23 protein-coding genes are annotated in these 23,659 nt (G+C 45.9%); 6 read left to right on the forward strand and 17 right to left on the reverse strand.

Features of this window, described 5'->3' with window-relative positions:
* The first annotated feature begins 125 nt into the window (after window positions 1-125).
* Window positions 126-956, forward strand: coding sequence for an enoyl-CoA hydratase/isomerase family protein (locus skT53_RS04985; protein ID WP_200760058.1), 831 nt, complete (start codon window positions 126-128; stop codon window positions 954-956).
* Entirely contained in the window at window positions 934-2,151 is a 1,218-nt protein-coding gene (locus skT53_RS04990; RefSeq protein WP_200760059.1) for a CaiB/BaiF CoA transferase family protein, read from the forward strand. The genes skT53_RS04985 and skT53_RS04990 overlap by 23 nt, the downstream gene beginning before the upstream one ends.
* Window positions 2,152-2,755: 604 nt before the next feature.
* On the opposite strand, the gene skT53_RS04995 is transcribed toward skT53_RS04990, so the two are convergent.
* From skT53_RS04995 to rplU, 15 genes are all read right to left on the reverse strand, one after another.
* Window positions 2,756-5,011: a glycosyltransferase family 2 protein gene (locus tag skT53_RS04995; RefSeq protein ID WP_200760060.1), complete on the reverse strand. Its 2,256-nt coding sequence runs from the start codon at window positions 5,009-5,011 to the stop codon at window positions 2,756-2,758.
* 430 nt (window positions 5,012-5,441) lie between these two features.
* Window positions 5,442-6,584, reverse strand: coding sequence for a sensor domain-containing diguanylate cyclase (locus skT53_RS05000; protein ID WP_200760061.1), 1,143 nt, complete (start codon window positions 6,582-6,584; stop codon window positions 5,442-5,444).
* A gap of 77 nt (window positions 6,585-6,661) precedes the next feature.
* The gene (locus tag skT53_RS05005; protein WP_200760062.1) at window positions 6,662-7,363 is read right to left on the reverse strand and encodes a response regulator transcription factor; all 702 of its coding nucleotides are present in this window, start codon (window positions 7,361-7,363) and stop codon (window positions 6,662-6,664) included.
* Window positions 7,342-9,471 carry an ATP-binding protein gene (locus tag skT53_RS05010; RefSeq protein ID WP_200760063.1) on the reverse strand — a complete coding sequence of 710 codons (2,130 nt, stop codon included), beginning with the start codon at window positions 9,469-9,471 and terminating at the stop codon, window positions 7,342-7,344. The genes skT53_RS05005 and skT53_RS05010 overlap by 22 nt, the downstream gene beginning before the upstream one ends.
* A 323-nt stretch (window positions 9,472-9,794) precedes the next feature.
* Complete coding sequence (locus tag skT53_RS05015) at window positions 9,795-10,619, reverse strand: HD-GYP domain-containing protein (RefSeq protein ID WP_200760064.1); 825 nt, start codon at window positions 10,617-10,619, stop codon at window positions 9,795-9,797.
* Entirely contained in the window at window positions 10,616-11,332 is a 717-nt protein-coding gene (locus tag skT53_RS05020) for a flagellar brake protein (protein ID WP_200760065.1), read from the reverse strand. The genes skT53_RS05015 and skT53_RS05020 overlap by 4 nt, the downstream gene beginning before the upstream one ends.
* 663 nt (window positions 11,333-11,995) lie before the next feature.
* A complete protein-coding gene (locus tag skT53_RS05025; RefSeq protein WP_200760066.1) occupies window positions 11,996-13,372 on the reverse strand; it encodes a TIGR00366 family protein in 1,377 nt (458 codons plus the stop codon).
* An 82-nt stretch (window positions 13,373-13,454) separates the two neighbouring features.
* On the reverse strand, window positions 13,455-14,165 hold the full coding sequence (locus tag skT53_RS05030) for an ABC transporter ATP-binding protein (protein WP_200760067.1): 711 nt from the start codon (window positions 14,163-14,165) through the stop codon (window positions 13,455-13,457).
* Between the two features lie 12 nt (window positions 14,166-14,177).
* Complete coding sequence (locus skT53_RS05035; RefSeq protein WP_200760068.1) at window positions 14,178-14,912, reverse strand: ABC transporter ATP-binding protein; 735 nt, start codon at window positions 14,910-14,912, stop codon at window positions 14,178-14,180.
* A gap of 42 nt (window positions 14,913-14,954) precedes the next feature.
* Window positions 14,955-15,920, reverse strand: a complete 966-nt coding sequence (locus tag skT53_RS05040) for a branched-chain amino acid ABC transporter permease (protein ID WP_200760069.1) — start codon at window positions 15,918-15,920, stop codon at window positions 14,955-14,957.
* Window positions 15,917-16,804 carry a branched-chain amino acid ABC transporter permease gene (locus skT53_RS05045; protein WP_200760070.1) on the reverse strand — a complete coding sequence of 296 codons (888 nt, stop codon included), beginning with the start codon at window positions 16,802-16,804 and terminating at the stop codon, window positions 15,917-15,919. Before skT53_RS05045 ends, skT53_RS05040 begins: the two co-directional genes overlap by 4 nt.
* 115 nt (window positions 16,805-16,919) lie before the next feature.
* Window positions 16,920-18,188, reverse strand: coding sequence for an amino acid ABC transporter substrate-binding protein (locus skT53_RS05050; RefSeq protein WP_200760071.1), 1,269 nt, complete (start codon window positions 18,186-18,188; stop codon window positions 16,920-16,922).
* Between the two features lie 309 nt (window positions 18,189-18,497).
* Window positions 18,498-18,800 (reverse strand): 50S ribosomal protein L27, encoded by a 303-nt coding sequence (rpmA, locus tag skT53_RS05055; RefSeq protein WP_200760072.1) that lies wholly within the window; start codon window positions 18,798-18,800, stop codon window positions 18,498-18,500.
* Between the two features lie 38 nt (window positions 18,801-18,838).
* Complete coding sequence (locus skT53_RS05060) at window positions 18,839-19,165, reverse strand: ribosomal-processing cysteine protease Prp (RefSeq protein ID WP_200760073.1); 327 nt, start codon at window positions 19,163-19,165, stop codon at window positions 18,839-18,841.
* On the reverse strand, window positions 19,165-19,476 hold the full coding sequence (gene rplU, locus skT53_RS05065; protein ID WP_200760074.1) for a 50S ribosomal protein L21: 312 nt from the start codon (window positions 19,474-19,476) through the stop codon (window positions 19,165-19,167). Before rplU ends, skT53_RS05060 begins: the two co-directional genes overlap by 1 nt.
* A gap of 329 nt (window positions 19,477-19,805) precedes the next feature.
* On the opposite strand from rplU, the gene skT53_RS18815 reads away from it, so the two are divergent.
* From skT53_RS18815 to skT53_RS05080, 4 genes are all read left to right on the forward strand, one after another.
* Complete coding sequence (locus skT53_RS18815; RefSeq protein WP_264175999.1) at window positions 19,806-19,931, forward strand: hypothetical protein; 126 nt, start codon at window positions 19,806-19,808, stop codon at window positions 19,929-19,931.
* A gap of 129 nt (window positions 19,932-20,060) precedes the next feature.
* Window positions 20,061-21,017 carry an FAD:protein FMN transferase gene (locus tag skT53_RS05070; protein WP_200760075.1) on the forward strand — a complete coding sequence of 319 codons (957 nt, stop codon included), beginning with the start codon at window positions 20,061-20,063 and terminating at the stop codon, window positions 21,015-21,017.
* Entirely contained in the window at window positions 20,998-21,231 is a 234-nt protein-coding gene (locus tag skT53_RS05075; RefSeq protein WP_200760076.1) for a hypothetical protein, read from the forward strand. The genes skT53_RS05070 and skT53_RS05075 overlap by 20 nt, the downstream gene beginning before the upstream one ends.
* Window positions 21,201-21,413, forward strand: coding sequence for a hypothetical protein (locus skT53_RS05080; RefSeq protein ID WP_200760077.1), 213 nt, complete (start codon window positions 21,201-21,203; stop codon window positions 21,411-21,413). Before skT53_RS05075 ends, skT53_RS05080 begins: the two co-directional genes overlap by 31 nt.
* A gap of 88 nt (window positions 21,414-21,501) precedes the next feature.
* On the opposite strand, the gene skT53_RS05085 is transcribed toward skT53_RS05080, so the two are convergent.
* Together skT53_RS05085 and fdhA are read right to left on the reverse strand one after the other, a co-directional pair.
* Entirely contained in the window at window positions 21,502-22,269 is a 768-nt protein-coding gene (locus skT53_RS05085; RefSeq protein ID WP_200760078.1) for an MIP/aquaporin family protein, read from the reverse strand.
* 16 nt (window positions 22,270-22,285) lie between these two features.
* Window positions 22,286-23,500 (reverse strand): formaldehyde dehydrogenase, glutathione-independent, encoded by a 1,215-nt coding sequence (gene fdhA / locus skT53_RS05090; RefSeq protein WP_200760079.1) that lies wholly within the window; start codon window positions 23,498-23,500, stop codon window positions 22,286-22,288.
* Window positions 23,501-23,659: the final 159 nt, after the last annotated feature.

A 23,659-nucleotide genomic window follows, 5' to 3' on the forward strand; every position in this document is an offset into this window, starting at 1 on the left:
GACAAGATCGAATTTTTATATGATTAAATTGTCGACAATCGACACTAGCTTGTCTATTTATATAGGTCTTAGTCCTAACTGATGCATTTTTATTTATGTCGACAATCGACAAAGGGGTGACAGATATGCATGTACTCGTATACCGGAAACCGGATGAAGGGTCGATACGGTTGCAGCAAAGCCGCAAAATGGCCATTATTACCATCAATCGCGAACAAAAACGAAACGCTTTATCGCGAGATTTTTGGCAGCAATTGTATGAAATGGTGTCCCATGTACACCACTCCCGCCGTTCCGAATTGTTGATTATTCGGGGACAAGGGGATTCGTTTACTTCCGGGTCTGACATTGCGGAATTTAGCCGCATGTCGCTGCCGGAAGTCGATGAAGCATTCGAAATGATGGAGAAAGCAATCTCCGCCGTAGAACGAATTCCGATTCCGACAATCGGCATGATTACAGGCGTTGCGATGGGAGCCGGATTTGAGCTTGCACTCGCCTGCGACATACGAATCGGTTGCGAGAAAACAAAAATGGGGATTCCGGTGGGGCGGCTCGGCATTACATTGAGTCCGAAGTTTGCCAAGCGTCTGGTCGATCTGCTGGGGCCCAGCCGAGCCAAAGATCTCGTCTATACGGGTCGTGTATACGCCGGAGAGGAGGCCTATCGACTCGGTCTGTTAAACTATTATACCTCGTCAGCCGAATTAAGTGCCGCCACCCTGCAACTGGCCAATACAATCCAGCACCAGTCTCCCGCGTCGCTTCGCGCCATTAAACAGTCTGTTTCCTACTGCGTACAAATGACGGAGCCGGCCTGGAACGATCGAGGCTTCCCTTATTTTGTCGATGAACACGACTTCCCGGAAGGCGTGAAAGCATATGTAGAAAAACGATCGCCCAAATTTGAACGATCCGCGTGGAGGTATAAAAATGAAACCGTTACAAGGCATTAAAGTACTTGATCTTTCCCGGATTTTGAGCGGACCTTTTTGTACGATGGTGCTAGCCGATATGGGAGCGGAAGTCATCAAAATCGAACCGCCGCAAGGCGACGACACACGCGCTTGGGGCCCCCCGTTTGTCGGCAGTGAGAGCGCCTATTTTCTCAGCATTAACCGGAACAAACGAAGCATCGTGTTAAATCTTAAAACTGCCGAAGGCAGAGGTATTTTTCTTGATCTTGTCAAATCGGCCGATGTAGTCGTGGAAAACTTCCGCCCCGGGACGATTGACAAATTGGGCGTCGGTTATGAGGTGCTAAAACAGCGGAACGAACGGATCATTCTTGCCTCCATCTCCGGGTTCGGACAAACAGGCCCTTACGCCATGCTGCCCGGTTATGATGTGATCGCACAAGGCATGGGCGGTTTGATGTCTGTCACGGGAGAACCGGGGCGTCCACCTGTAAAAGGCGGTTTCTCGTTGGCTGACGTGGGAACCGGCATGTGGGCTGTGATTGGAATTTTGCTGGCGTTGCAAGCTCGCAACAAAACTGGAAAAGGACAGTGGGTGGACTCTTCGTTGCTGGAAACGATGATCTCTTGGCAGACCTACTTGGCAGGCAACTACTTTGCCAGCGGGAAAAACCCGCAACCGCTTGGCGGCGCCCATCCGAACATCTGTCCTTATCAGGTGTTTCCTGCGGCAGACGGGTACTTCAACATTGCGGTCGGCAATGACTCCTTATGGAGAACATTCTGCAAAGTGATGGAACTGGATATTGTAGACGATCCGCGTTATGCGACAAATCCGAAACGGGTAGAGAATCGCGACGAACTGGTTCCGTTTTTGGAAACTATATTCCGCACGAAACCGTTCAAACATTGGGTGGATTTGTTAAGCAACGCGGGCGTTCCGGCTGGTCCCGTTTACCAGTTGTCCGACTTGTACGAGGATCCTCACGTATTGGCACGCGATATGCTCGTGACGATGCAGCACCCCAAAATCGGTGAGATCAAACAGGTCGGCATCCCGGTCAAAATGTCGGACACACCTGGCGAAATCGTTTCCCCACCGCCGCTGCTCGGTCAACATTCGCGGGAGATCCTGCGCGAATTGGGATTTAGCGACAGCGATATTGCGGAACTGTACAAAAGTGGCGTGACCGCTGGGGAACCTTTAGAGTCAAGCGACAACCAAACAGCCTAAACGGTTGCTAAGCCGTGTCAACGATCCCCTTTATATGTCGTAATTGCGAGTCTCAAATGGTCTGCTATTCAGTGACCATTTGGGACTCACGATAAGGGTATAGTTAGAGCCGAGAACATAAATGCCAAAAAATAACCCTCTTACTTCTGTACCCGGCCAAATCGTATCATCGAAATTGCCAATCGCAGTACTTACAAACAGCCTCCATATCCACTACGTTTTCTTATCATTTCGTTGTTCCTGATCTTCAACTAAATTCCTCCCTGTCTATCGACTATTCACCAGTAAATCAACCGGTTCTTTAATCACTTTATCGGGATCATTCCCTTTCTCAACCTCGTTACGGATACACAATTCCAGATTGCTTGCCGCCACTACCTTCTCGCTTTATACCCACCTGGGTATTATGCTCTCGGAATAATTCTTTTGTCAATTTGATATGTAAATAGGGGATCCTCCAATATTTTAACGGTAAAAAATACGCTGGTATATACCAGCAAAAAGCTGATTTTTCCTACGTCAAAGGAGTACCAGCTTCGCTGTAGGATTCCAGGACGGTTTAAAAGAAGCCGTCCTCTTCTTGTACACTGAGTGAAGGTACCTGCTATCTTCGTAAATTATTGCTCATCAGAACTTCCATAACTCGCCGACCTGTTATCTCATCTATCCAGTTTACTCCAATTAAAAATTCTTTACCGGATGGCTGAGCATATACCACTCGACCGATCAATATTTGATAAATATGAGGTAAAGCCACCGCCACTCCGTCCCCGGGTTTGCATGTCCGCACATTTCCTACACGCAACTGACACCCCTGTAGACTGACATCGTGAATCTCTCCAGGCCGCATAGCCGTCATACGCAGGTCCCTGTTGAAAGAATCGAAATTTGCCGCCGCCGCTTCTTCGACTGCCAATAAAGTAACGGCGGGCAGTAATTGCACTTGGCAGTCAATATTTGTTTTGATCCTTTGGGACTTTCGATTTTTTGGTCTGTATAGAAATTGAAAGTGCTTAAAGTACTCTAAAAATACAGAAATAGAGTTGCTGCCTCGTTGGAGTTGGAAACTTGTCTTTTCGGGTTGGGTGCCGTAAAGCTCTCTTATCCACCGTTGATAATCTCTTAAGTTCAGTGGTTCAAATTGGATTCCCGCTTGAAACCCTTCGGGGTGCAAATCAAAATGGACAATTGTCCCCTGAAATTCATGAGTTTCTTGGCCATACATAATCAGTTTCAGACTCTTCGACAAAGGAATTGGATGATTCAACAATATACGGCAGCCGTCCTCGCTTATATTGATCGTGGTTCCGGAGATCTCAACTCCTTCTGTTTCCACAACTATTTTGTAGGATCGTTCAAATCGTTCTGTATTTCTCATTCGCGGACGTTCCCATCCCAACATAATGGACACCACCAGTCCGATGAGGTTATAGACGGACCAAAACAGATTAATCAACACAGATTCTTTTACTTGTTGATCCGTTCCCTGTAGTAGAATAAATAATCCGATTATGATTCCAAGTACGGAAATTGCTAAAAAGACAAGATGCGGAATAACAAGCTCTTTGTGAAATTTAGTTTGACCGGCTGTAACACCTTTTGGAGTCACACGGAATGGTATAGGTTTTCGTGTAAAGGTCTCTACCAGGATAGCCCAAGAAATTGCCGGTGCCATAGCTGTGTCGTAGACATGGCTCCAAAACCGATCCCTCACTTTGTTGGTGCAAACTCGAAACACGATACCTGATAAAATAAAGTGAGGCAACCAAAACCCTAACAATCCACTCAGAGTTGTGTTCAAAACTGGAATGCCAAATATTAAAAATAGCAAAGGCGCCGAGATGAAAATCATCTTCCCGATCCCAGAGTACCAATACACAAACGAAGTCATGTATAAGATTCGTTGCATCAAAGATAATCCTTCGATACACAGGGGATTCCATTTCCGAACCGTCTGGATGGTTCCGCGTCCCCAACGAATTCTCTGTTTTAAAAGGTCAGGCAAGGACTCGGTTGCCAATCCCTCAGCCAACACTTCATTGAGAAACACAGTCCTGTAACCTTTGGCTTGTAAAAGCATACCGGTAGCGAAATCCTCGGTGATGGTGCCAGTTGCAAATCCACCGATTGAATCAATCGCACTACGGCGAAAAACTGCATTGCTTCCTGCATAAATGACAGCATTAAATCGGTCTCGCCCCGCCTGAATCACTCTCATGAACAAATCCTGCTCGTTTGGAATGCTCCTGTTTTGGAACAAGTTAAACTGGAAGATGTCTTCGTTATAAAAAGACTGGGGGGTTTGAACAAAGGCAACACGGTGAAACTTAAAGAATCCTGCGGTACGTTTCAAAAACTCCGGTTTTGGAATCATGTCGGCATCAAGAGTGACCAAAAGTTCCCCTTTGATGTGTGTAAGAGCATGATTTAGATTACCCGCTTTCGCGTGTTCGTTGGATGGGCGAGTGAGATATCCAATTTCTAACTCTTCAGCAAGTAATCGTACCTCTTCGCGTCGTCCATCGTCGCAGATCCAAATATGAAGAAACTCACTTGGATAATCCAAGTTTTTGCAGGCTGCTGCGGTTTTTTTAAGGATTTCCACCGGCTCATTATAAGTGGCTATCAATACATCCACTGTCCACAACTGGTCGGGAAGGGAGGGTGGTTGTCTATCGGTCGGGTCGAAGATGATTAAGTAAAAAATAGTGCTTTGTATCGCTTCAATTACTTCAACTAGAAGAAGCAACATTGCAAAGATAATGGCATAACCGTTCGGGAGAGTATAAAGGATTCGCCATCCTATATACACCCACATGGCAATTAACGAGGAAAGAAGCAGAAGTACACGAATCATCATACTATTTTCTCAAATTTTTCCTTTGATTATGATTTGGATTTTTTCAACAATCGTTGCAGATTTCGCAATTTCCTTTATAACGTCCAACTGCAGCTGGGTATTCATATAGAGGGTTTTGATATATGTTTCTCCGGTTTGTTTACAATGAGGACAGCTGCACTTTAAAGCATGGTTACTCAGAAATAGTTCCAAAAGATCCTGCACAATCATTTCCGTTGCATTGACTAGGAACATAAACCCACCACCCACTCGATCAAATCTTATTACATTCAACAGAATATGACAATAAGCCGATAATTCACCGCTAATACCTCATCTCTGACTGATATCGAAACGAATCAAAGGATCTTACGGATCTCTGCAAAGGGTGACTTCAATCATTTGGGCAGCTTGTTCCTGTAGAATGAGAAAAGTCCCTCAATCCATGATTTCAGGGAAAACTGTAAAGCCGATAATTATTTTTTCCCTGCTCTTTCGCCCGGTACATAGAGATGTCCGCACGTTTCAGTAAGGTGTCAATATCTGCACCATTATCCGGATACAGAGCAATTCCAATGCTCGTGGTGATTTGAAATGTGTGTCCTTTGATCATGAAGGGTTGTTCGAGTATTTCAAGAATTTTTTGGGCCACTTTAATTGCGTCTTGCACTTCCGCAATTTCAGGCAACAACAAGGTGAATTCATCTCCCCCGATCCGCGCTATGGTATCCTTCTTACGGACACAGCCTTTTAAGCGCTCAGTAACGGCTTTTAATAACAGATCTCCCAGGTCATGCCCTAGGGAGTCATTGATTATCTTGAAGCTATCCAGATCGAGAAAAAGCACGGCCATCATATGGTGATGGCGTTTGGCATGAGATAACGCCAGGGCAGCCCGATCTTCAAACAGTCGCCGGTTGGGAAGATCGGTCAAAGGATCATGATAGGCCAAATGGTTCACAATTTCTTCGATGCGCTTACGCTCTGTGATGTCGCGGGCAATAGTGAAGACCACTTTTTCCCCGTTTAAGGTTAAGACGCGAGCGCTGCTTTCCACAGGCAGTTTGTGCCCATTTTGGGCGACATAGCGCCACTCGAATGTTACATGATCTTTTTCGATCAACTCTTTTTTGATTGTTGGCATCTCAACGAGGCATTCCGGATCTGTAATGTCCCTGGGGGACATGGATAACAGTTCTTCTCTGGTATAACCCAATTTTTGGCATGTTACGTCGTTTACCTCAAGGAATCGGGGTTTACGATCCACTGTCAGTTCATACAAGAAAATGAGATCATTCGCATGGTGAAAGAGTTCACGAAATTTAATTTCAGTCTCTTGCAACGCCTCCTCAGAACCCAAAAGTTGTTTCTTTACCATCTCAATGTCCTTCCATCTGCGTAAACAAAAGGCAAATAAGCCTATTGATAGAATTATAAAAAAATATAACCACGCTTGGATGAGCTCAAAACTCATACCGAATAAAAAAACCGATAAACATATCACAGCAATTACGGCAATATCTCTGTTTGCTTTCTGTTTGAGTTGTCTAATTATTTTAGTCACCCCCATCCGCTTCGAAAGTAATTTTGCCATACTCCTACTCACTATCCTTGGGATTCTTCCAAACCAACTTACCAAGTAAATCAATCAATGGATGTCTACGATAGAGTTTAATGATCCTCAACTAAAAATTTGTAGCCGAACCCCCTGACTGTTTGAATATATTTGGGATTCGCAGGATCTGATTCAATCTTTCTACGCAGATTACTGATATGAACCATGACAGTTCGTAGATTACTATCGCTGTCCCATCCCCATATATTTTCGTAAAGTTGTTCTACACTAAACACCTGATTCGGATGTTCAATAAGAAAAAATAGCAATTGACGCTCTTTGATGGACAGTGGAACCGAATGACTCTGAAACTTTACATCGTAGCTTTGTAAATCAAATTCCAAGTCGCCGTATCTCGCTATATGATCCTTACTGTGAAGATTATGGCGTTTTAACGCACGGCGAAGATTGGCTTTTACTCGTGCTACAACAATTCTCGGATCAAATGGTTTTGTAATATAATCGTCCGCACCTGTATCTAACCCCAAAATAATATCGTCCGAACCTCTCTTGACGCTTAATATAATAATCGGGACATCTGAACCTTTTCTAATTTCCCGGCATATTTCCACACCATTCGTGTCCGGCAATGATAGATCCAAGATGATCAGATCGGGGCGTTCTTGTTTAACCACTTCAAGAGCTTGATGTCCGTTATCGGCATAAAAAATCTGGTAACCATTTTTTTCCAAATATAGTTGAATCAGTTCCCCGATTTCTTTTTCATCGTCTACGATTAAGATTTTTCCTTCTTCCAATTAAGTACCTCCTTACTGTTATCATGTTCGGAGACAGAACTTACAGGAAGTATGAAGTAAAAGGTGCTTCCCTGTCCTAATTGACTGTCAACCCCAATTTCACCTTGATGATATTCAATAATTTCCTTTGAGATGGCGAGCCCTAGCCCAGCACCTTTATACTGTGCATTTCGGTGTGCGGCGGCTTTATATAACCGTTCAAAGATGTAGGGTTGCTCTTCTTCCGGAATTCCTTTTCCCGTATCGGCTATTTTAACAACGACAAAACTGCCGGACGGCGTTCGATGTTCAAACGTGACTTGGATGCGAATCATTCCACCGGGAGGAGTAAATTTTTTGGCGTTAAAAAGCAAATTCACAAATACCTGTTCGATGCGATCCGGGTCTATGTAAACTGTTGCATTGCAATTCTTCAGGGAATCAGGGATACTTAATTCAAAATGAAGACCTTTTTCTTTCACATCCCATTCATATTTATAGAAAAGGTGCTGCACGAATTTCATGATTCGAATCTCTCGAAGATTAAACTTAATTTCTCGTGTTTCCAACTTTGTTAATTCCAGAAAATCCTCAAATATTCGCTCCAGAAAGTTGACTTTTGCATAGATCAGATTCAAATACTTTCGGTCGCCCGCCTGTATGATCCCGTCTATCATCGCCTTGATATACCCTTTAATGGAAGTGAGAGGAGTTCCTAATTCATGCGAAATATTGGATAACATTTGACGGCGTGATTCCTCTGATTTGATGAGCCGCCGGTTTGTTTTTTGCAATTCTGCATTCAATTGTTCCAGAGCCATAGTTCTTTTTTGAACTTTTTCCTCCAACAACTCATTCATTTGTTGTAATTGATATGACAGTTTCTCTGCGTTTTTGAATGCGTTTAAGAACTTTACCGTCAAATGAAACGACTGTACCAACAAATAACATAACAACCCCCAAGAAACTAAAAGTCCTGTTGCCAGAACATGCGCGTAATACAAAATATCGTTTAAAACGGCTAAAAAGAGAATAAATCCGCCTATGCAACTCAGTAGTGAACCTTCTCTTTTGCGAATGACGGCCCATACCATAACGTTAATGATATAAAGGAAGTTGGCTGCAACAAACATTTCGAATGTTGTCAAGAAATTGGTATAGATCCTTGCGGGTGTCACAAGAACCGACATGCAGATCAAAGCCCCTATGTATAGCGAGAGATTTCGGACCTTTGTATGAAACTCTAAAGGATATTGGGATTGGAAAAACAAAATCGCGAACAACGCCCCAAGAATTGGTGTGCAATACTCTAACTTTACTGCAATCTCCCAACTCAAGCCCTGAAATAACGAAACGGCGTAGGTATTACCTGTAACGAGCGTTCTTACAGCAATAGCCAAACAAAACGTACCGAAATAAAAAGTCGATTTGTCCTTGTTCCATACTGACAGTAAATAAAGATAGATGCTCATGATCAATAAAATGCCTGCTACAAACAATTCCGAGGCTATGTTTTTGATTCTTTGCCGAGTAATTTGGTTTTCATTGCCGAACTCAATGAAATCCCATAAACCGCCTTTTCTCTGAACAAAATTGGAAACTTGCATCACGAGTTCGATTCGATTGGTGTTCGGGGTAAAATAGATAGTCTCGGAATAATTCTTTGGCACCATTTCCTCTCTATTTTTCCCTACAATTCCTACCGACGTGATAAGCTCCCCATTGATCCACAGCTTGTATGCGGTGGCAACATTATGGATATATAGCGCCTTAGTTTTCCCCAGATCTTGTGTTCCGATTTCTATGGTTAGCCGATAGGTTGCATATCCTAGATTGGACAGCGGCCGATAACCCGTGGAATAAACTTTCCATTCATTCGGTACATCAGCATACTGCTTTGAAAAAAGGGCCATCGGTGATCGCAAGTCATCCGGTTCTAATAACTGGTTCCAATAGAATTCCCATTCCCCATTAAGTCTCACGATCCCCTGTTGATCAAAATCCCAATGAGATAAATCCAGTTTGCCCATGACAGCATAGGGGGCTTTCGGCTCTCCCATTGCGATTGTACTTTGTACGTTGCCGAGAAATAAACAAATCAAGATGAACAATCCAGATATGATCCTCATAGGATGACCCTCATACACAATATTGTATACGCTAGGAAACAGACTAAAAACATTGATTTAAATGAAAAGCAATGTAATCGATACGTCCATTTGCCCGCTAATACACAGAAATTAGTATTAAATTGATATCCCAAATCGGGTATGAGAATATCTGGATAGCTGGATATCGGAATTGTCGGTGCTTAAACAAGGAATACTTGTTTCTAAAATAAACGTTGACGACCATCCATACGTTTTCTCGTTCCTTTGTTTATATCAAGTCAATAATGGATGAATTCCGCCCCCTTGTGACAAAACCCTCATTTAAAAAAGTTGTGATTCACCTAAGTGAAGGGGCTTCCTATATGAACAGCAGTATCTTTTGATAAGTCAATAAACTGGTTTCCTACTTGAACCAATGGATTTGCCGGGTCATATTGGTTAATCAGGATCACCTTCGCCTGTCTTCCATTCGTTAGTGTTACATACTCTCCTACCATTTGTTCCATTATTTTCTGTATGAAAGTGAGTGTTATTGTCCCATCGAGCTGTCCAAATCCCCCTTCCCTCATCTCCGAAATTACCTGATAAAAGGGTCTTGCTTCGTGATAAGTGCGTTTTGATGTCATTGCATGAAAAACATCAGCAACAGCAACGATTTTGCTAAACGTGTCGATATGCTCTCCCGTTAATCCAGCCGGATACCCGCCTCCATCTTCACGTTCGTGGTGCTGCAACGCAACAAGAGCCACTCTATGTGGGATTCCTTTACTATTTTTAAGAATGTTGTAACCATATTGAGCGTGTTTCTTGATTAACCTGTATTCAATATCGGTTAACCGTCCGGGTTTGTTAAAAATCTCAAGAGGAATCTTTACCTTTCCTATATCATGTAAAGTTGCGGCTAGGGTTAAATGAGACAGATCGGGTTCGTCAAGATTCAACCACTTTCCGATCAGCGTTGCGATTACACCCACAGCGATATTGTGACGATATGTATAGTCATCTTTGGATTGCAATTCTGCAAGAAGCTTAAATACACCAGTATTTTCTGTTGCTTGCTTGATTGCAGGGATGATATCTGACGTTATTTGATCTATAGGAACATGTTCCGAGCTGTGGAGGGAGAGAAAAATCTCCTTGATTTGTTCGGTTGCTTCGTTTATCAATCTTTCACCTTCCCTCCACCTAAATCCCGAAGCTCAATTTGACGCCGATATACAAATTTGACAATAGTGCGCTGATCGTTTACAGATACGTTCATGAATTTAAATGCACATAATTTTGTATTTGCCTGCAACGGATTTGAACGAACCTGAACAAGCTGGGCATGTATAGCAAACTGAAATGCTTGTTCTTCAACTTGTATCTGAAATTGAAGAATGACGCTTTTGCCAGCATCCATGACGATATTCTCATTTACGAGAACAGCGATTCCCTCTCCGGATATATTTTGGGCTGTTCCCGTTCCCAAGAATTGGTTTTGAGTACTGGTACCGGCCGTAAGTATTTCAACAGGAAAAGTAACTGGTACACGTACATAGTCACGCCGTTGGATTCTGTGAATTATTTTCGGTTTTTTCACATGCATCAGACCGGGTTGAATCGATAGGACCTTCGTTTCAAAACAATAGGGTATCCGCTCCTCAAAATCTGTATAGGATACAATCATACTGGTATCCGGGCTAAAATATCTTGGAGTTCGTGTTTGCAAGCTGACGGGGAGCTCGAAGTCAAGACTGTCTGTATTCATATTTAAAAAACGTGAATCATACTTGCCCTTATAAGGTCCTTCAGGAACGTGAAGATACAGATATTGCCCAATATCAGGCAGTGCCATCCTTTTTTCCTTATTCATTGTCAATTCATCCAGATCGATCATTGACTTCTTCCCCTTTCGTTTCCTCGTCAGATTTCGATTATGCAGTCCGCGCCGTGAATCAAGTTAATTCCCAGACATGTCTAAACATCGAGATATTTGTCGAATTTCATTTTAAAACTTGTACTTTAAGACTAGTTCAAAATTTGATGAAAATTTGATGTCTACTGCATATTTCAATGTCAAACTGATCTTTAAGATACGATGTATTCCAGCCTTTATAGTGTAATGAATTATACTTCTCTCGTGATTAGGCGGTTTGATCAAATAGGTTCAAAATTTTATTCTATAAAAGAGATCGAATTAGTCCTCTCCGCGGCGGAAACAAAACCAATTGACGACAATCCTTGTATCACTTGCTTCAGACTTGCAAGATTCAAGAAAACGGATGTCAAATATACCCGTATTCAAGTGAAGGAGCTTATGGAGGCCCTTAATATTTTACCCTTAACGATGATACGGTTTACCGCAATTGATCTTGAACTAGCCCGCCCGTTTAGTCAAGATAAGGACTGCTTAACAGTGCCGTTATTCCGGTAAATCCTTTCCTTTAGATTGATATTTCCCACAAAAGCAAAAGGCATATCACAATGGAACTCCCCCATGCGATAAGCCTTCTTTTATCCGCCATCCACTCATACCATTCTGAAAGGCAATGTCACCCGATCAGAAAATTAACAATGCAGCGCCAAAGATGATGAAACTCACCAGCAACGCCATTACGCAGTATCCCATAATATCGCGAATCGAAAGTTTCGCCAGCGCAATTACCGGCAAGGCCCAGAACGGTTGGATCATATTGAATACCCCTTCACCGAAGCCGACTGACATGGCCATTTTTCCAAGGTAATACGGTGACGTCTGCCCCATCGAAACGGCAGCCTGTACCGAAACAGGTCCCTGTACCCCCCAATGGCCGCCGCCAGAAGGCACAAACATTGTAATGATGCAAGATCCGATATAATTTAAGAACGGAAGAGTATGGACAGTAGCCGCCTTGACAAGGCTTTGCGCCAATACTGTCTGCAGCGGATCGATTCCTTTCGCCGGGACATATGCCAATAGCGCCATAATGCCGCCGTATAAAGGATATTGCAGCAGTAAGGAACCGGCCGATTTTGCCGATTCGGTAAATGCCCGTACAAACCGAATAGGAGTCCAATGGAACAGCATGCCTAGCAGAGTAAACAGGAGAATCATCGTATTAATGGTAACCGCTCCGCCAAGGAACGTGAAAAACTCGTAAAATCCGACCACCACAATAATCAAGTTAAGAATCCAGGCGTTCTCCAATACGCTGGCAAACGTTTTTTCCTGCTGTTGCTTTATCGCCGCTTCTGCAGTGGCAGCCGTTTCTTCCGCCATCAGCAAATCACGGTTGACCGTTTTAATGTCCGTTGGAGCCATATGTTTAAGCATGAACGGAATTACGAGTAGCGTAACAACAACGGGAACAATGTTGTACAAAGTTAATAAAGTATCTGACGCGCTGACCGTTTGTTTCGTGATTTTATAAATGATGTTGAGTGAGCTGGTAGGATCGGCCGATGCCAGTACAATGGAACTGGAAATTCCGGACGTCCAGACGACAAATCCCATGTAGGCAGCCGCCACTACATATCCGAAATCCATCTTTTCAAGCCGTTTGGCGATTTCTTTTGCCACAATGGTGCCGATGACAAGACCCAATCCCCAGTTGATCAATGAACCGATGGCACCGACAAAAAAGCAAAGGATCGCCGCCTGCACCTGGTTCTGCGGGATAGCCGCCAACTTTTGCAATCCTTTTTTGATAAGCGGAGCCTGTGCCAATGTGGTACCGCAGACAAGAATTAATGTCATTTGCAAAGCGAATGTAAAGATGTTTTGTGTTCCCCAAACGCCTTGATACCACGCGTTAATAATGCCCGACGTGGTTGCCTGCGGCACAAGCAGATAGATGAGGACTACCACCAGTAAGGTCAAGATGATCGCAAACAGGTAAGGGTCCGGCATATATCTCTGAACATACCGGACAAAAAAATGGGTTAACCGTTGGAACATACAACCACCTCATGATTTTGATTATTCTGACATTTTTTTGCAAAGGAGGACCTCGCCAACCATCTGGCGGTGTCCACGCTCTTTATGCAATGCCTAAATATGCCTCTTTTACATGTTCGTTCGCTAACAGTTCTTTTCCTGTTCCATCTAATATTATGCGGCCCGTCTCCAGCACATAACCTCGATCTGAAATCTGCAGCGCGTGGTGGATATTCTGTTCGACAAGCAGGATGGTGACTCCCTGTTTGGCGATCTGCTGAATGATTTCGAATACTTCTCCCACTAATTTCGGTGCCAGACCCAACGAGGGTTCATCCAACATGAGTAGCTTCGGGCGGGACATGAGGCCCCTTCCAATTGCGCACATCTGCTGTTCCCCGCCGCTCATCGTACCTGCTTTCTGGTGGCGTCTTTCCTGCAGTCTTGGAAACAGCTGCATGACCCAATCCAATGTCTCTTTGGAATGTTTACGGGCTTCTTTGCCATAAGCACCCAACTCCAGGTTTTCAATCACCGACATATTCGACCATAATTGCCGTCCTTCCGGGATATGAACGATTCCTTCCGCCACAATATCATGCGGTTTCTTGCTGGAAGTTACGACACCATCGAACGTGATTGTGCCGCCGCGCGGCTGCAACAGCCCGGACAGCGTTTTGAGGAGGGTGGTTTTCCCCGCTCCGTTCGCTCCCACAAGGGTGACAATTTCCCCTTGATTGACATGGAATGACATATCCCAGATTGCCTGTACGTCTCCATAGAATACATCGAGATGTTCGACTTGCAATAACATGGCAATCCTCCCTTACGCCGTTTCGCTCTGACCGAGATACGCATCGATCACTTGCTGGTTGGTTACGATTTCCTGCGGGGTGCCTTCCGCAATCTTTTGGCCGTAATTTAAAACGAGAATACGGTCACACACGCTCATAACCGCTTTCATGTCATGTTCGATATAAAGAATGGAAATTCCTTGCTCACTGCGAATCTGTTTCATCAATTCCATCGTCTTGGCCGTTTCGGAAGGAGTCAAGCCGCCGCAGATTTCATCAAGCAAGAGCAGATCTGGCTTGGTCGCCAACGCACGTGCAATTTCCAATCGTTTGAGATTTCCGATACTCAGTTGCCCGGCAGGCAAGTCGGCCAAATTCTCCATTCCGATAAACTCCAAAATACGCCGCGCTTCCTTTTCAGCCGCTTTTTTGCCAAACAGTTTATTTCGGCCATAAAACGCACCCACCATGACGTTTTCCACAACTGACAGTTCCCGGAACGGTTTGACCACCTGATTGGTACGGCAAACCCCCAGTTTGACTGCTCTGTCTGCGGAAATTCCCTGAATCTGCCTGTCTCGGTAGGTAATGGTGCCAGCAGATGGTTTTTGCGATCCGGCAATCATTGTAAAAAGAGTGGTTTTGCCTGCACCGTTTGGACCGATCAATCCCATGATCATCCCTTCCTGCATTTCAAAACCGACATCCTTAACTGCCGCCAAGCCTCCGAAATATTTCGACAATCCTTCCACTTTCAAAATGGACATGGACGGGCCTCCTTCCCCAACTCCATAATTGCGCTGTCTGTTTTAGTGATTTGACGGATTTGCTGCTACACTGTTCGAAGCGGCTGACGAGTTTGGCTTTTTGCGCAGCAGTCGGACGATTCGTTTGCCAAAACCGACCACCCCGCCGCCTTCAAACAGGATGATCAAGACGAGCAACACACCGTACATCAACATATTTAACTCTGGATAGGAAGCCATCAACTGGTCCTGAATGACGATAAACACGATCGCTCCAATAATTGGGCCCCAAAATGTTCCCAAACCGCCGATGACTGGCATCATCAGGATGGAAATCCCCTGCTGAAAGCTGAACACACCGTTTGGTTCGATAAACATTTGATAACGGGCATACAAAGCGCCGGCAATAGCGATAAAGACGGCCGCAATCAGATGGGCAGACACTTTCAGCCAAATGGTGTTGACGCCGAGCGCAATGGCTGCGTCTTCATTTTCCTTGATCGCTTTCAACCCAAGTCCGAATTTTGAATTCATAATCCAGCGAACCACAGCCAATATGATGACAAGCAGCACAAATGCGGAATAGTAGTGGGACTCTTTACCGAAAGCGGTCGGATCAAACACGGTAACTCCGGAAGCGCCACCCGGCGCAAACACAAGCATGAAGACCCGTACCGCTTCGCCAACCCCGATCGTGGCGATCGCAAAATACGGACCCCGCAGCCGCAACGTAGGGAACCCGATGATAACGGAAAACACTGCGGCCAGGATGATCGCCAACAAAATGCTGATAAACAGGGAATATCCCGCTTTCAATGCCAACGCAAGCGTATAGGCGCCCATTCCCCAAAACACGGAAAATCCGAAGGAAACTTGACCTGCTAATCCGCCCAAAATATTCCATGAGGAACTCAGCACAATATACAAAAACGTCATGATTCCCAAATGCAGGATGTACTCATTGACTTGAAATACCGGCAGCAAAGCCAAGATAACCAGAAGTACGACTGGCAAGATCAACTTCTTCATGCCGCTTTCCTCCTTCGCTGCAGCAGTCCGGTAATCCCGCCCGGCAAAAAGATCAGGATCACAACAAGCAGAGTGAACGAAATGGCTGGCTGCAGGCTGGCTTGAATAAACAACGCGCTGTAAGACTCAAATAACGCCAGAAGCAGTGCGCCGATTGCCACACCATAAAAACTTTCCAGTCCTCCCAGCACGATAATGACAAATGCTTTCAACAGGAAGGTACGGCCAAAATCAGGGTTAAAGGAATACATGGTCGACATCAGCGTACCGGCCAGTGCGGCAAACGCAATTCCGATTCCGAACGCCACCATGGAGATGCGTTCCACATCAATACCTGCCAAACGAGCTGAGTTCCGATTTTGGGTAATCGCCCGAATAGCCTTGCCCATATACGTTCTGCTGAGAAACAGTTGCAGAAAGATCAAAGCCAATATGCTGATGACAAATACGATTACGCGGATCAGCGAGACATGGGCACCTAAAATCTGAAACGTCGAGGTGGTGTACGCCGTCATGATGGATCGGTCATTCCCGCTCCAAATCAGATACGCAATATTTTGCAAGATCAGCCAGATTCCAAATAGCAACAAAAGTGACGGCAATGTCGGAACATCGGCCAATGGCACCCGACTGACAAAAACACGGTGGATGAACATCCCAAACAGGAAAAAGAGAGGTAAATTGATAACGAGCGACAAGATCGGATCGATCCCGAGCGTATGATACAACGTATAGGTCAGATAGGCGCCCAGCATGATAACACCGGCATGTGCCAGATTGATGATTTTCATAACGCCGTAGATCATAGTCAGACCGAAAGACATTGTCATGTACAGACCGGCCAGCAGGATGGAACTCACCAGCAGATCAAAAAAAGTATTCATGGAAACACCCCGCAGGTTTCAGTTTGTTAAAAACAATGGCAGGGGAGGATTTCGCTCTCCCCCGCCATTTCATAATGTGTCTGCAATTACGAATTGCGGTTGGTTATCTGTCACATTAGCGGGGAATCGGTGCGACTATATCACCCGTCTTAGAGTCTTTCGGGTAAACAATGTCGGTTTTACCGCCTTCTTTGTTCTGTGTCACCACATACGGGTAATGTGCTTGCCCTTCCGGACCGAACTTCAGTACCTGCCCCGGCATAATCGATTTATCCATCGTCAGGTTCGCCAGAGCGTCCCGAACTTTTTGTTTATCCACAGATCCTGCATTTTCGATCGCTTTTAACAGAGCCCGAGCCGCTTCATAGGAAATGGCCGCATACCATTCCGCAGTCATTTTCTTTCCTTGAGACTCGGTGAACGATTCAAAATCTTTCACAAACTGTTGCACTTGCGGATAGGGCAGGTTCTTATCCCACCAAACGCCGGCAAACACATAATCGGTCGCTTTGCCAAGCGCGTCTCTTGCGTCTTTATCAGGTCCTCTTGCACCATAGCTGACCATTTCATGCTTCAGGCCCATTTCGGTATATTGACGATGCATGAGAATGTAGTCCGGCAAGTGAGCGTCCACCAGGAAAATGGTGCCGTTCGCATTTTTCACTTTGGTGAGAAGAGAGCTGTAATCGCTTCCATAAAGTTCGAAACCTTCTGTCATTACAATTTGTGCGTACCCTGGGTTTTTATCTACCCACTGTTTGATGCCGTCCAAATATTCTTTTCCGTGGTCGGTATTCTCCCAAAGTACGACCAGTCTAGCAGGTTTTGTCAATTTCCCCGCATCCATTTGTTCTTTCAGTACATCCATCGAGGTGGTAGCCAATTCTTCCACAGGCGCCAACGTTCCGAACACGTATTTCATTCCCCGTTTGTAAATAGAAGAAGAAGCTCCGCCGCCATTCACATAGGGGATATGATACTTTTCAGGCACGACGGTTTGCGCCATTACGCCCGGAGTCGGATAACCGCCCAACATCGCGTCCACTTTATCGACCGTCGCAAGACGTTCAAACAGCGACACCGACTTGGTCTGATCCGTCTGGTCATCCTGTACGGTCAGTTCTACCGGCACTTTTTTGTTGTAATCTTTCAACATAATGCCGCCCTGATCGTTCACTTGTTTGACTGCCAATTCATAAGCCGCTTTGAAATAACCTCCAACCTTACTTTCCTTTCCTGTCAAGGGCAGAACCGCACCGATTTTTATTTTGTCTGGTGCTTGTCCGCTGGGACCGGAAGTCGCTTTACCGCCGCATCCAGTTAGAGATGCACCAAGCAGTGCAGCAGTCGCTGCAACGGAAACGATTTTTTTCCAGTTTTTCATGTTTTACCCCCTTTAGTCTCATGTGTACATCACCAACCCATAGCATATGTCGATTGTCGACACTTCTATTATGCTATGTAAAATAGAAAGTCGTCAATAGAATTGTAGTAAATATTTCAACTACATTCACGGTTCATTCAAAACTATAAAGTCGGAATTTATCGAATCTACCAACGAATACACACCTCTTTGGCAAATAAAAAAGGCTTCTGCCGTTTCAAGGAGAAGCCGTGCCCATTCTATGAAAGGAATGCTTTCTAAGCTGTAAAAAAACCCAGCCAGATGGCTGGGTTATCGCTTTGAAATCTGTTATGGCTGTACCGCTTCCGCCGCTTGCACGGGGTATACGGAAACTTTTTTCTTGTCGCGGCCCATCCGTTCGAATGCAACGCGACCTTCCACTTTCGCAAACAGTGTATCGTCCCCGCCAATGCCGACGTTCACACCCGGATAAATTTTGGTGCCGCGCTGGCGAACCAAAATGCTTCCCGCTGTAACCACCTGTCCGTCCTGACGCTTCACGCCAAGCCGTTTTGCGATCGAGTCACGACCGTTCTTGGAGCTACCTACCCCTTTTTTGGATGCAAACTGCTGCAAATTCAGTTTCAACATGGTATGCACCTCCCTTTCTGCTTATTTGCAATTGCTTTTCAATCGTTATCCACAACGCTTACGTGCTTGGGATATGATTCCGCAAGAGTACGCAAGCCGTACGCCATACTTTCCAGCAACAATTGAACTTGCTTTGCAAGCGAATCGTCTAATGGCGGAATCTTGCATTCCACCAAACCGTCCTTACTGACAGCAGGAATCGTGACATGCAAGAGAGTCTCGATGCTGTTTACACAGTTTTGCACCAATATGGATACGGCCGCGCATACAATATCATTGCCGTTCTCAGCAAACAACGAATGTCCTGCCGCGCGAAAAGAGTCAATGTGTCCCTGCCAATCCCGATGGATGTTGACCTGTATCATTAGGCGTTGATCTTTTCGATCTGCACTTTGGTATACGGTTGACGATGGCCTTGCTTTTTACGCGAGTTCTTTTTGGCTTTGTACTTGAACACGATAATTTTCTTCGCTTTGCCGTGCGTTACAACGGTAGCCGATACAGTTGCACCTGCCACTGTCGGAGTTCCAACTACGACGCCGTCTTCTTTGCCGACCAGCAGAACCTTGTCAAAGTTGACCGTTGCGCCTTCTTCTGCAGCCAGTTTTTCAATGAAGAGAACGTCGCCCTCTTGCACTTTGTACTGTTTGCCGCCTGTTTCAACGATTGCGTACATCTTACGCACCTCCTTATCACTCAGACTCGCTCGTAACAAGGCACCTGCCTGTATCCCAAGCTTTCAGCCTTGAAACAGCGCAGGATTTAGAAACCCGTACCATGCGGTTACAGTGAGCGCAGCGATGCACGCCTATCACTCACCGATCTATAGTAGCACAACCGCCGGTTTCGTGTCAATAAAAGCGGTGTTGTTGGGATGGCCTTCTGTCTGGCTGCCAGATCGACTCTTTAACCAGGGCAACTTCTTAAGCAGAATTTAATCCTCCGGCACCATACTGGACACGAGCAGGCACAATCATGAAACACAATAAGGAGGCACCCCTTTTAATGAAAAAGAAACCGTTCATCACCTGGTTTGTCCGGTTGGGAAGCGTCGCTCTGGCGGCAGTCATAGCAGGCAATCTGTCCGCACCCAATCCACAAGCAGCGAATGTCGAACAATCCCCCCTCTGATGGAGGTTCTTATACTGACAATCGTACAATAAATTCGGACTCGAATCAGCCAAATTCTTCATCGGACACTACGTCGTGATCCAATTCGATTCAGAAAAAAGGCCACTCGCACACAAGGACGCAAGCATCATGAGCGAACAAAGACTCTCTTTTCAGGCGATGAATACTCATATTGAAGTGCTGCTGGAAACCGAAAATCCGATTCGCTCACAACAAGAAATCGAGTTTGCATTGCGTCGGACACGCATGTTTTTTCACCAGATGGAAGCCATCTGCAGCCGGTTTCGGCCGGAGAGTGAGCTATCACGATTAAACCGGCATGCCGGTCAAACGATGGCCGTTTCATCGTTGTTGTTTGCCGTTTTACAAGCTGCTGCCAACGCTTTTCAGGAAACGGACGGGCTCTATCATCCAGGTCTGCTTCATCAATTGGAGTTGACCCGATATGACCGGTCCTTTGAACTGATTCTCGCACAAGGCGGTACAGACAACATAAATTCTGCCAACATTCATTCCGAAACTTCCGCCAACACTACTTGCAAAACCGCAGCTAGGGATTGTCCTTTTGAGCTGGATGCGAACAATCTGACGGTTCGTATACAGAAAGGCATCAAAATCGATTTAGGCGGAATTGCAAAAGGCTGGACAGTCGATCATGCAGCCTCTTTTTTGGAAAAATGGGGATGTGGCTTTGTCAACGCAGGCGGTGATCTGCGCATTTTTGGAAAACGACGCGGTCCTTGGCTGGTTGGCGTGGAAAATCCTTTCGACACCGATTCCGACTTGACCGTTTTGTCGCTTTATTCGGGGGCTGTCGCCACTTCATCCAGAATCAAACGAAGCTGGAATCAGGGCAGAAAACGGATGCACCATCTGATTGATCCGCGAACCGGTCTGCCGATGGAAACCCAAACGGCTGCCGCTACCGTCACAGCCCCTACTGCCTGCCAAGCGGATGTGTGGGCCAAAGTGATGGTATTGCTTGACCGTGAGACCGCTTTTTCCTGGATTGAAAAACGTGGCCAACAAGCGATTGTCGTGGACGAAAACGGACAGGTCTGGGGGAATGAATACGGATTGGCTTAACGCGTGGAATCTGACCCATTCCGCAGGCACCGTTTCCTATCTGCTGCTTTCTCTTTCCGTTGTGACAGGTCTTTATGCGCAAATCATACGGGGTGGGAAACCGACGGCGGCTTGGCTGTTTCCTCTGCACGAAACGTTGGGGTATTGGGGATTTTATCTGGGGCTCTTTCATGGTTTGATTTTATGGCGCGATGGAAGAAGCTGCATATGCTGACACCTGCTGCCTATCTGCTGGCCACGATTCATGGCCTTATGATGGGAACAGACAGCAAATTGTTGTATTTCCAATCCATGTATGTCAGTTCTGTCTGTTTGACTTCCGTTTTATTGATTGTCCGATTCGCGAGCCGAAAGGGCTGTCACGCGAAAGTCGTACAGGAAGCCGAGATTCGCTGAAAAGCCGACCGCTCGATTAGTATATTCAAGGAAAGGGTTTTTATAGCGATTCATGATCTCAAGCAAAAAATGGTAAGGCACTGAAATTTTAATTCAGCGCCTTGCCTTTTTCCATTTTCGAAGGAGTGGATGCAAGGTTAGAACGAGTAAGCACATGGTAGGTAAAAGCGGCTGCAATAGCCCCCATCAGGGGACCGACAACATAGACCGGGAACTCCTGCCAATGAATGCTGCCTCCAAACAAACTGTTCACCACATAAGGCCCAAAGGTGCGAGCAGGGTTGAATGAGGAACCGGTTGGTCCTGCCGTCATCATAATAATCCCCCCAACCGTTAAGCCGATCGTGAGTCCTGCAAACCCTTTTGGGGCCCTAGGATCCACTGCCGTTCCCATAATCACGATCATAAGAATGAAGGTTTCCACAGCCTCAATGGCGATGCCTTGAATATAACCGGTGGTTGGAGCGAGAACAGTGGCACCAAGGTTACCGATAGTTACCCCGTCAAGGCCCAGTACCACCATAATTCCAAATGCCCCCAATACTCCTCCCGCCAGTTGGGCCACCAGATAGGCGGGTACTTCACTCCACGAAAATTGTTTTACTGCGGCTAAACCAATCGTCACTGCCGGATTGATGTGACAACCGGATATGTGACCAAAGGTATAAATCATAGCCGCAACGATAATCGCGAAGGCTAGACTGATGACCCCAATATCCGCCAAGGTAGTAGGGTAATTCGTTTGAGCAGAGATCACAGCTTTAAACGCTGCGGTTCCGGGACCGATCAGAACTAAAAGAGCGGTACCTATAAACTCAGCAATGCTTCGCTTCCATAAAGAAGGTGGATAATCCATGATGCAACCGCCTTTTTTAATTGACCAAGCCGTGAGGGTCAATTACGAACTTCTTGGCTGCCCCTTTGTCAAAGTCACCGTAACCTCCTGGAGCATCATCCAATGAAATGACTGTGGCGTTAACCGCTTTAGCGATCTGTGCCTTTCCGTTAAGGATGGACATCATCAATTCCCGATTATATTGCATGACCGGAGTTTGACCTGTGACGAAGGTATGGGCTTTTGCCCAGCCGAGACCGATGCGGATCTTGAGCGAGCCAACCTTTGCGTCCTCATCGATGGCCCCGGGGTCCCCTGTCACATACAATCCCGGGATACCAAGCCTTCCACCAGCCTGTGTGACCTCCATAATAGAATTGAGCACCGTCGCAGGAGCCTCCTGATGATCGGGTCCGTGCCCGTGCGCTTCGAAGCCCACGCAATCAATCGCGCAGTCGACCTCTGGTACGCCGAGGATTTGTTCGATTTGCTCTCCCAGGTTATCGTGTTGGCTTAGGTCAATCGTCTCACATCCGAAGCTTCTCGCCTGTGCGAGCCTCTCCGAGTTCAGATCACCAACGATGACAACCGCTGCACCTAAGATCTGAGCCGAGTGAGCGGCAGCAAGTCCCACCGGACCGGCACCTGCGACATAGACTGTTGAACCTGTGGTGACGCCAGCGCTACGGGCGCCGTGGTAACCTGTTGGGAAAATATCCGAAAGCATCGTCAAATCGCGGATCTTCTCCATCGCCCGATCCTTGTCGGGAAACTTGAGAAGTTGGAAATCCGCGTAAGGAACCATGACATACTCGGATTGACCGCCGACCCAACCGCCCATGTCTACGTATCCATAGGCGGAGCCGGGGCGATCCGGATTGACATTTAAGCAGATATGGGTTTTGCGTTCTCTGCACATGCGGCAACGACCGCAGGCGATGTTGAACGGAACCGATACGAGGTCGCCCTTCTTTATAAATTCTACATCACGGCCCACCTCGATCACTTCCCCGGTTATCTCGTGCCCGAGGACAAGTCCTGATGGTGCCGTTGTTCTCCCCCGAACCATATGCTGGTCACTTCCGCAGATATTCGTCGTAACAACTTTAAGGATGACACCATGTTCACATTTACGGCCAACGTTTAGCGGATTTACACCTGGACCATCTCTCAAAACCAAATCCGGAAAGTCAATGTCCCTCACCTCGACTTTGCCAGGGCCAACGTAGACCAGTGCTCTGTTACCTGCCATCACAAATTCCTCCCTTAAAAATAATTCTAACAACATCATTCATTAAGCAAAACTTATGCCAATGAACATTCCCCTTTAGCGGAACGGTTTTTTTGCTAGTGATCTTATTAGGTGTTCGATTATTGATCAATTTGTTGTACTTTTTCAGAACATATTTGA

The sequence above is a fragment of the Effusibacillus dendaii genome (genome assembly GCF_015097055.1).
Taxonomy (GTDB): Bacteria; Bacillota; Bacilli; order Tumebacillales; family Effusibacillaceae; genus Effusibacillus; species Effusibacillus dendaii.

Coding starts and splice junctions, on each gene's coding strand:
- skT53_RS04985 (WP_200760058.1), top strand. CDS start 126: ATGCATGTACTCGTATACCGGAAACCGGATGAAGGGTCGATACGGTTG.
- skT53_RS04990 (WP_200760059.1), top strand. CDS start 934: ATGAAACCGTTACAAGGCATTAAAGTACTTGATCTTTCCCGGATTTTG.
- skT53_RS04995 (WP_200760060.1), bottom strand. CDS start 5,011: ATGATGATTCGTGTACTTCTGCTTCTTTCCTCGTTAATTGCCATGTGG.
- skT53_RS05000 (WP_200760061.1), bottom strand. CDS start 6,584: ATGGCAAAATTACTTTCGAAGCGGATGGGGGTGACTAAAATAATTAGA.
- skT53_RS05010 (WP_200760063.1), bottom strand. CDS start 9,471: ATGAGGATCATATCTGGATTGTTCATCTTGATTTGTTTATTTCTCGGC.
- skT53_RS05020 (WP_200760065.1), bottom strand. CDS start 11,332: ATGATCGATCTGGATGAATTGACAATGAATAAGGAAAAAAGGATGGCA.
- skT53_RS05025 (WP_200760066.1), bottom strand. CDS start 13,372: ATGTTCCAACGGTTAACCCATTTTTTTGTCCGGTATGTTCAGAGATAT.
- skT53_RS05030 (WP_200760067.1), bottom strand. CDS start 14,165: ATGTTATTGCAAGTCGAACATCTCGATGTATTCTATGGAGACGTACAG.
- skT53_RS05035 (WP_200760068.1), bottom strand. CDS start 14,912: ATGTCCATTTTGAAAGTGGAAGGATTGTCGAAATATTTCGGAGGCTTG.
- skT53_RS05040 (WP_200760069.1), bottom strand. CDS start 15,920: ATGAAGAAGTTGATCTTGCCAGTCGTACTTCTGGTTATCTTGGCTTTG.
- skT53_RS05045 (WP_200760070.1), bottom strand. CDS start 16,804: ATGAATACTTTTTTTGATCTGCTGGTGAGTTCCATCCTGCTGGCCGGT.
- skT53_RS05050 (WP_200760071.1), bottom strand. CDS start 18,188: ATGAAAAACTGGAAAAAAATCGTTTCCGTTGCAGCGACTGCTGCACTG.
- rpmA (WP_200760072.1), bottom strand. CDS start 18,800: ATGTTGAAACTGAATTTGCAGCAGTTTGCATCCAAAAAAGGGGTAGGT.
- skT53_RS05060 (WP_200760073.1), bottom strand. CDS start 19,165: ATGATACAGGTCAACATCCATCGGGATTGGCAGGGACACATTGACTCT.
- rplU (WP_200760074.1), bottom strand. CDS start 19,476: ATGTACGCAATCGTTGAAACAGGCGGCAAACAGTACAAAGTGCAAGAG.
- skT53_RS18815 (WP_264175999.1), top strand. CDS start 19,806: ATGAAAAAGAAACCGTTCATCACCTGGTTTGTCCGGTTGGGAAGCGTC.
- skT53_RS05070 (WP_200760075.1), top strand. CDS start 20,061: ATGAGCGAACAAAGACTCTCTTTTCAGGCGATGAATACTCATATTGAA.
- skT53_RS05075 (WP_200760076.1), top strand. CDS start 20,998: ATGAATACGGATTGGCTTAACGCGTGGAATCTGACCCATTCCGCAGGC.
- skT53_RS05080 (WP_200760077.1), top strand. CDS start 21,201: ATGGCGCGATGGAAGAAGCTGCATATGCTGACACCTGCTGCCTATCTG.
- skT53_RS05085 (WP_200760078.1), bottom strand. CDS start 22,269: ATGGATTATCCACCTTCTTTATGGAAGCGAAGCATTGCTGAGTTTATA.
- fdhA (WP_200760079.1), bottom strand. CDS start 23,500: ATGGCAGGTAACAGAGCACTGGTCTACGTTGGCCCTGGCAAAGTCGAG.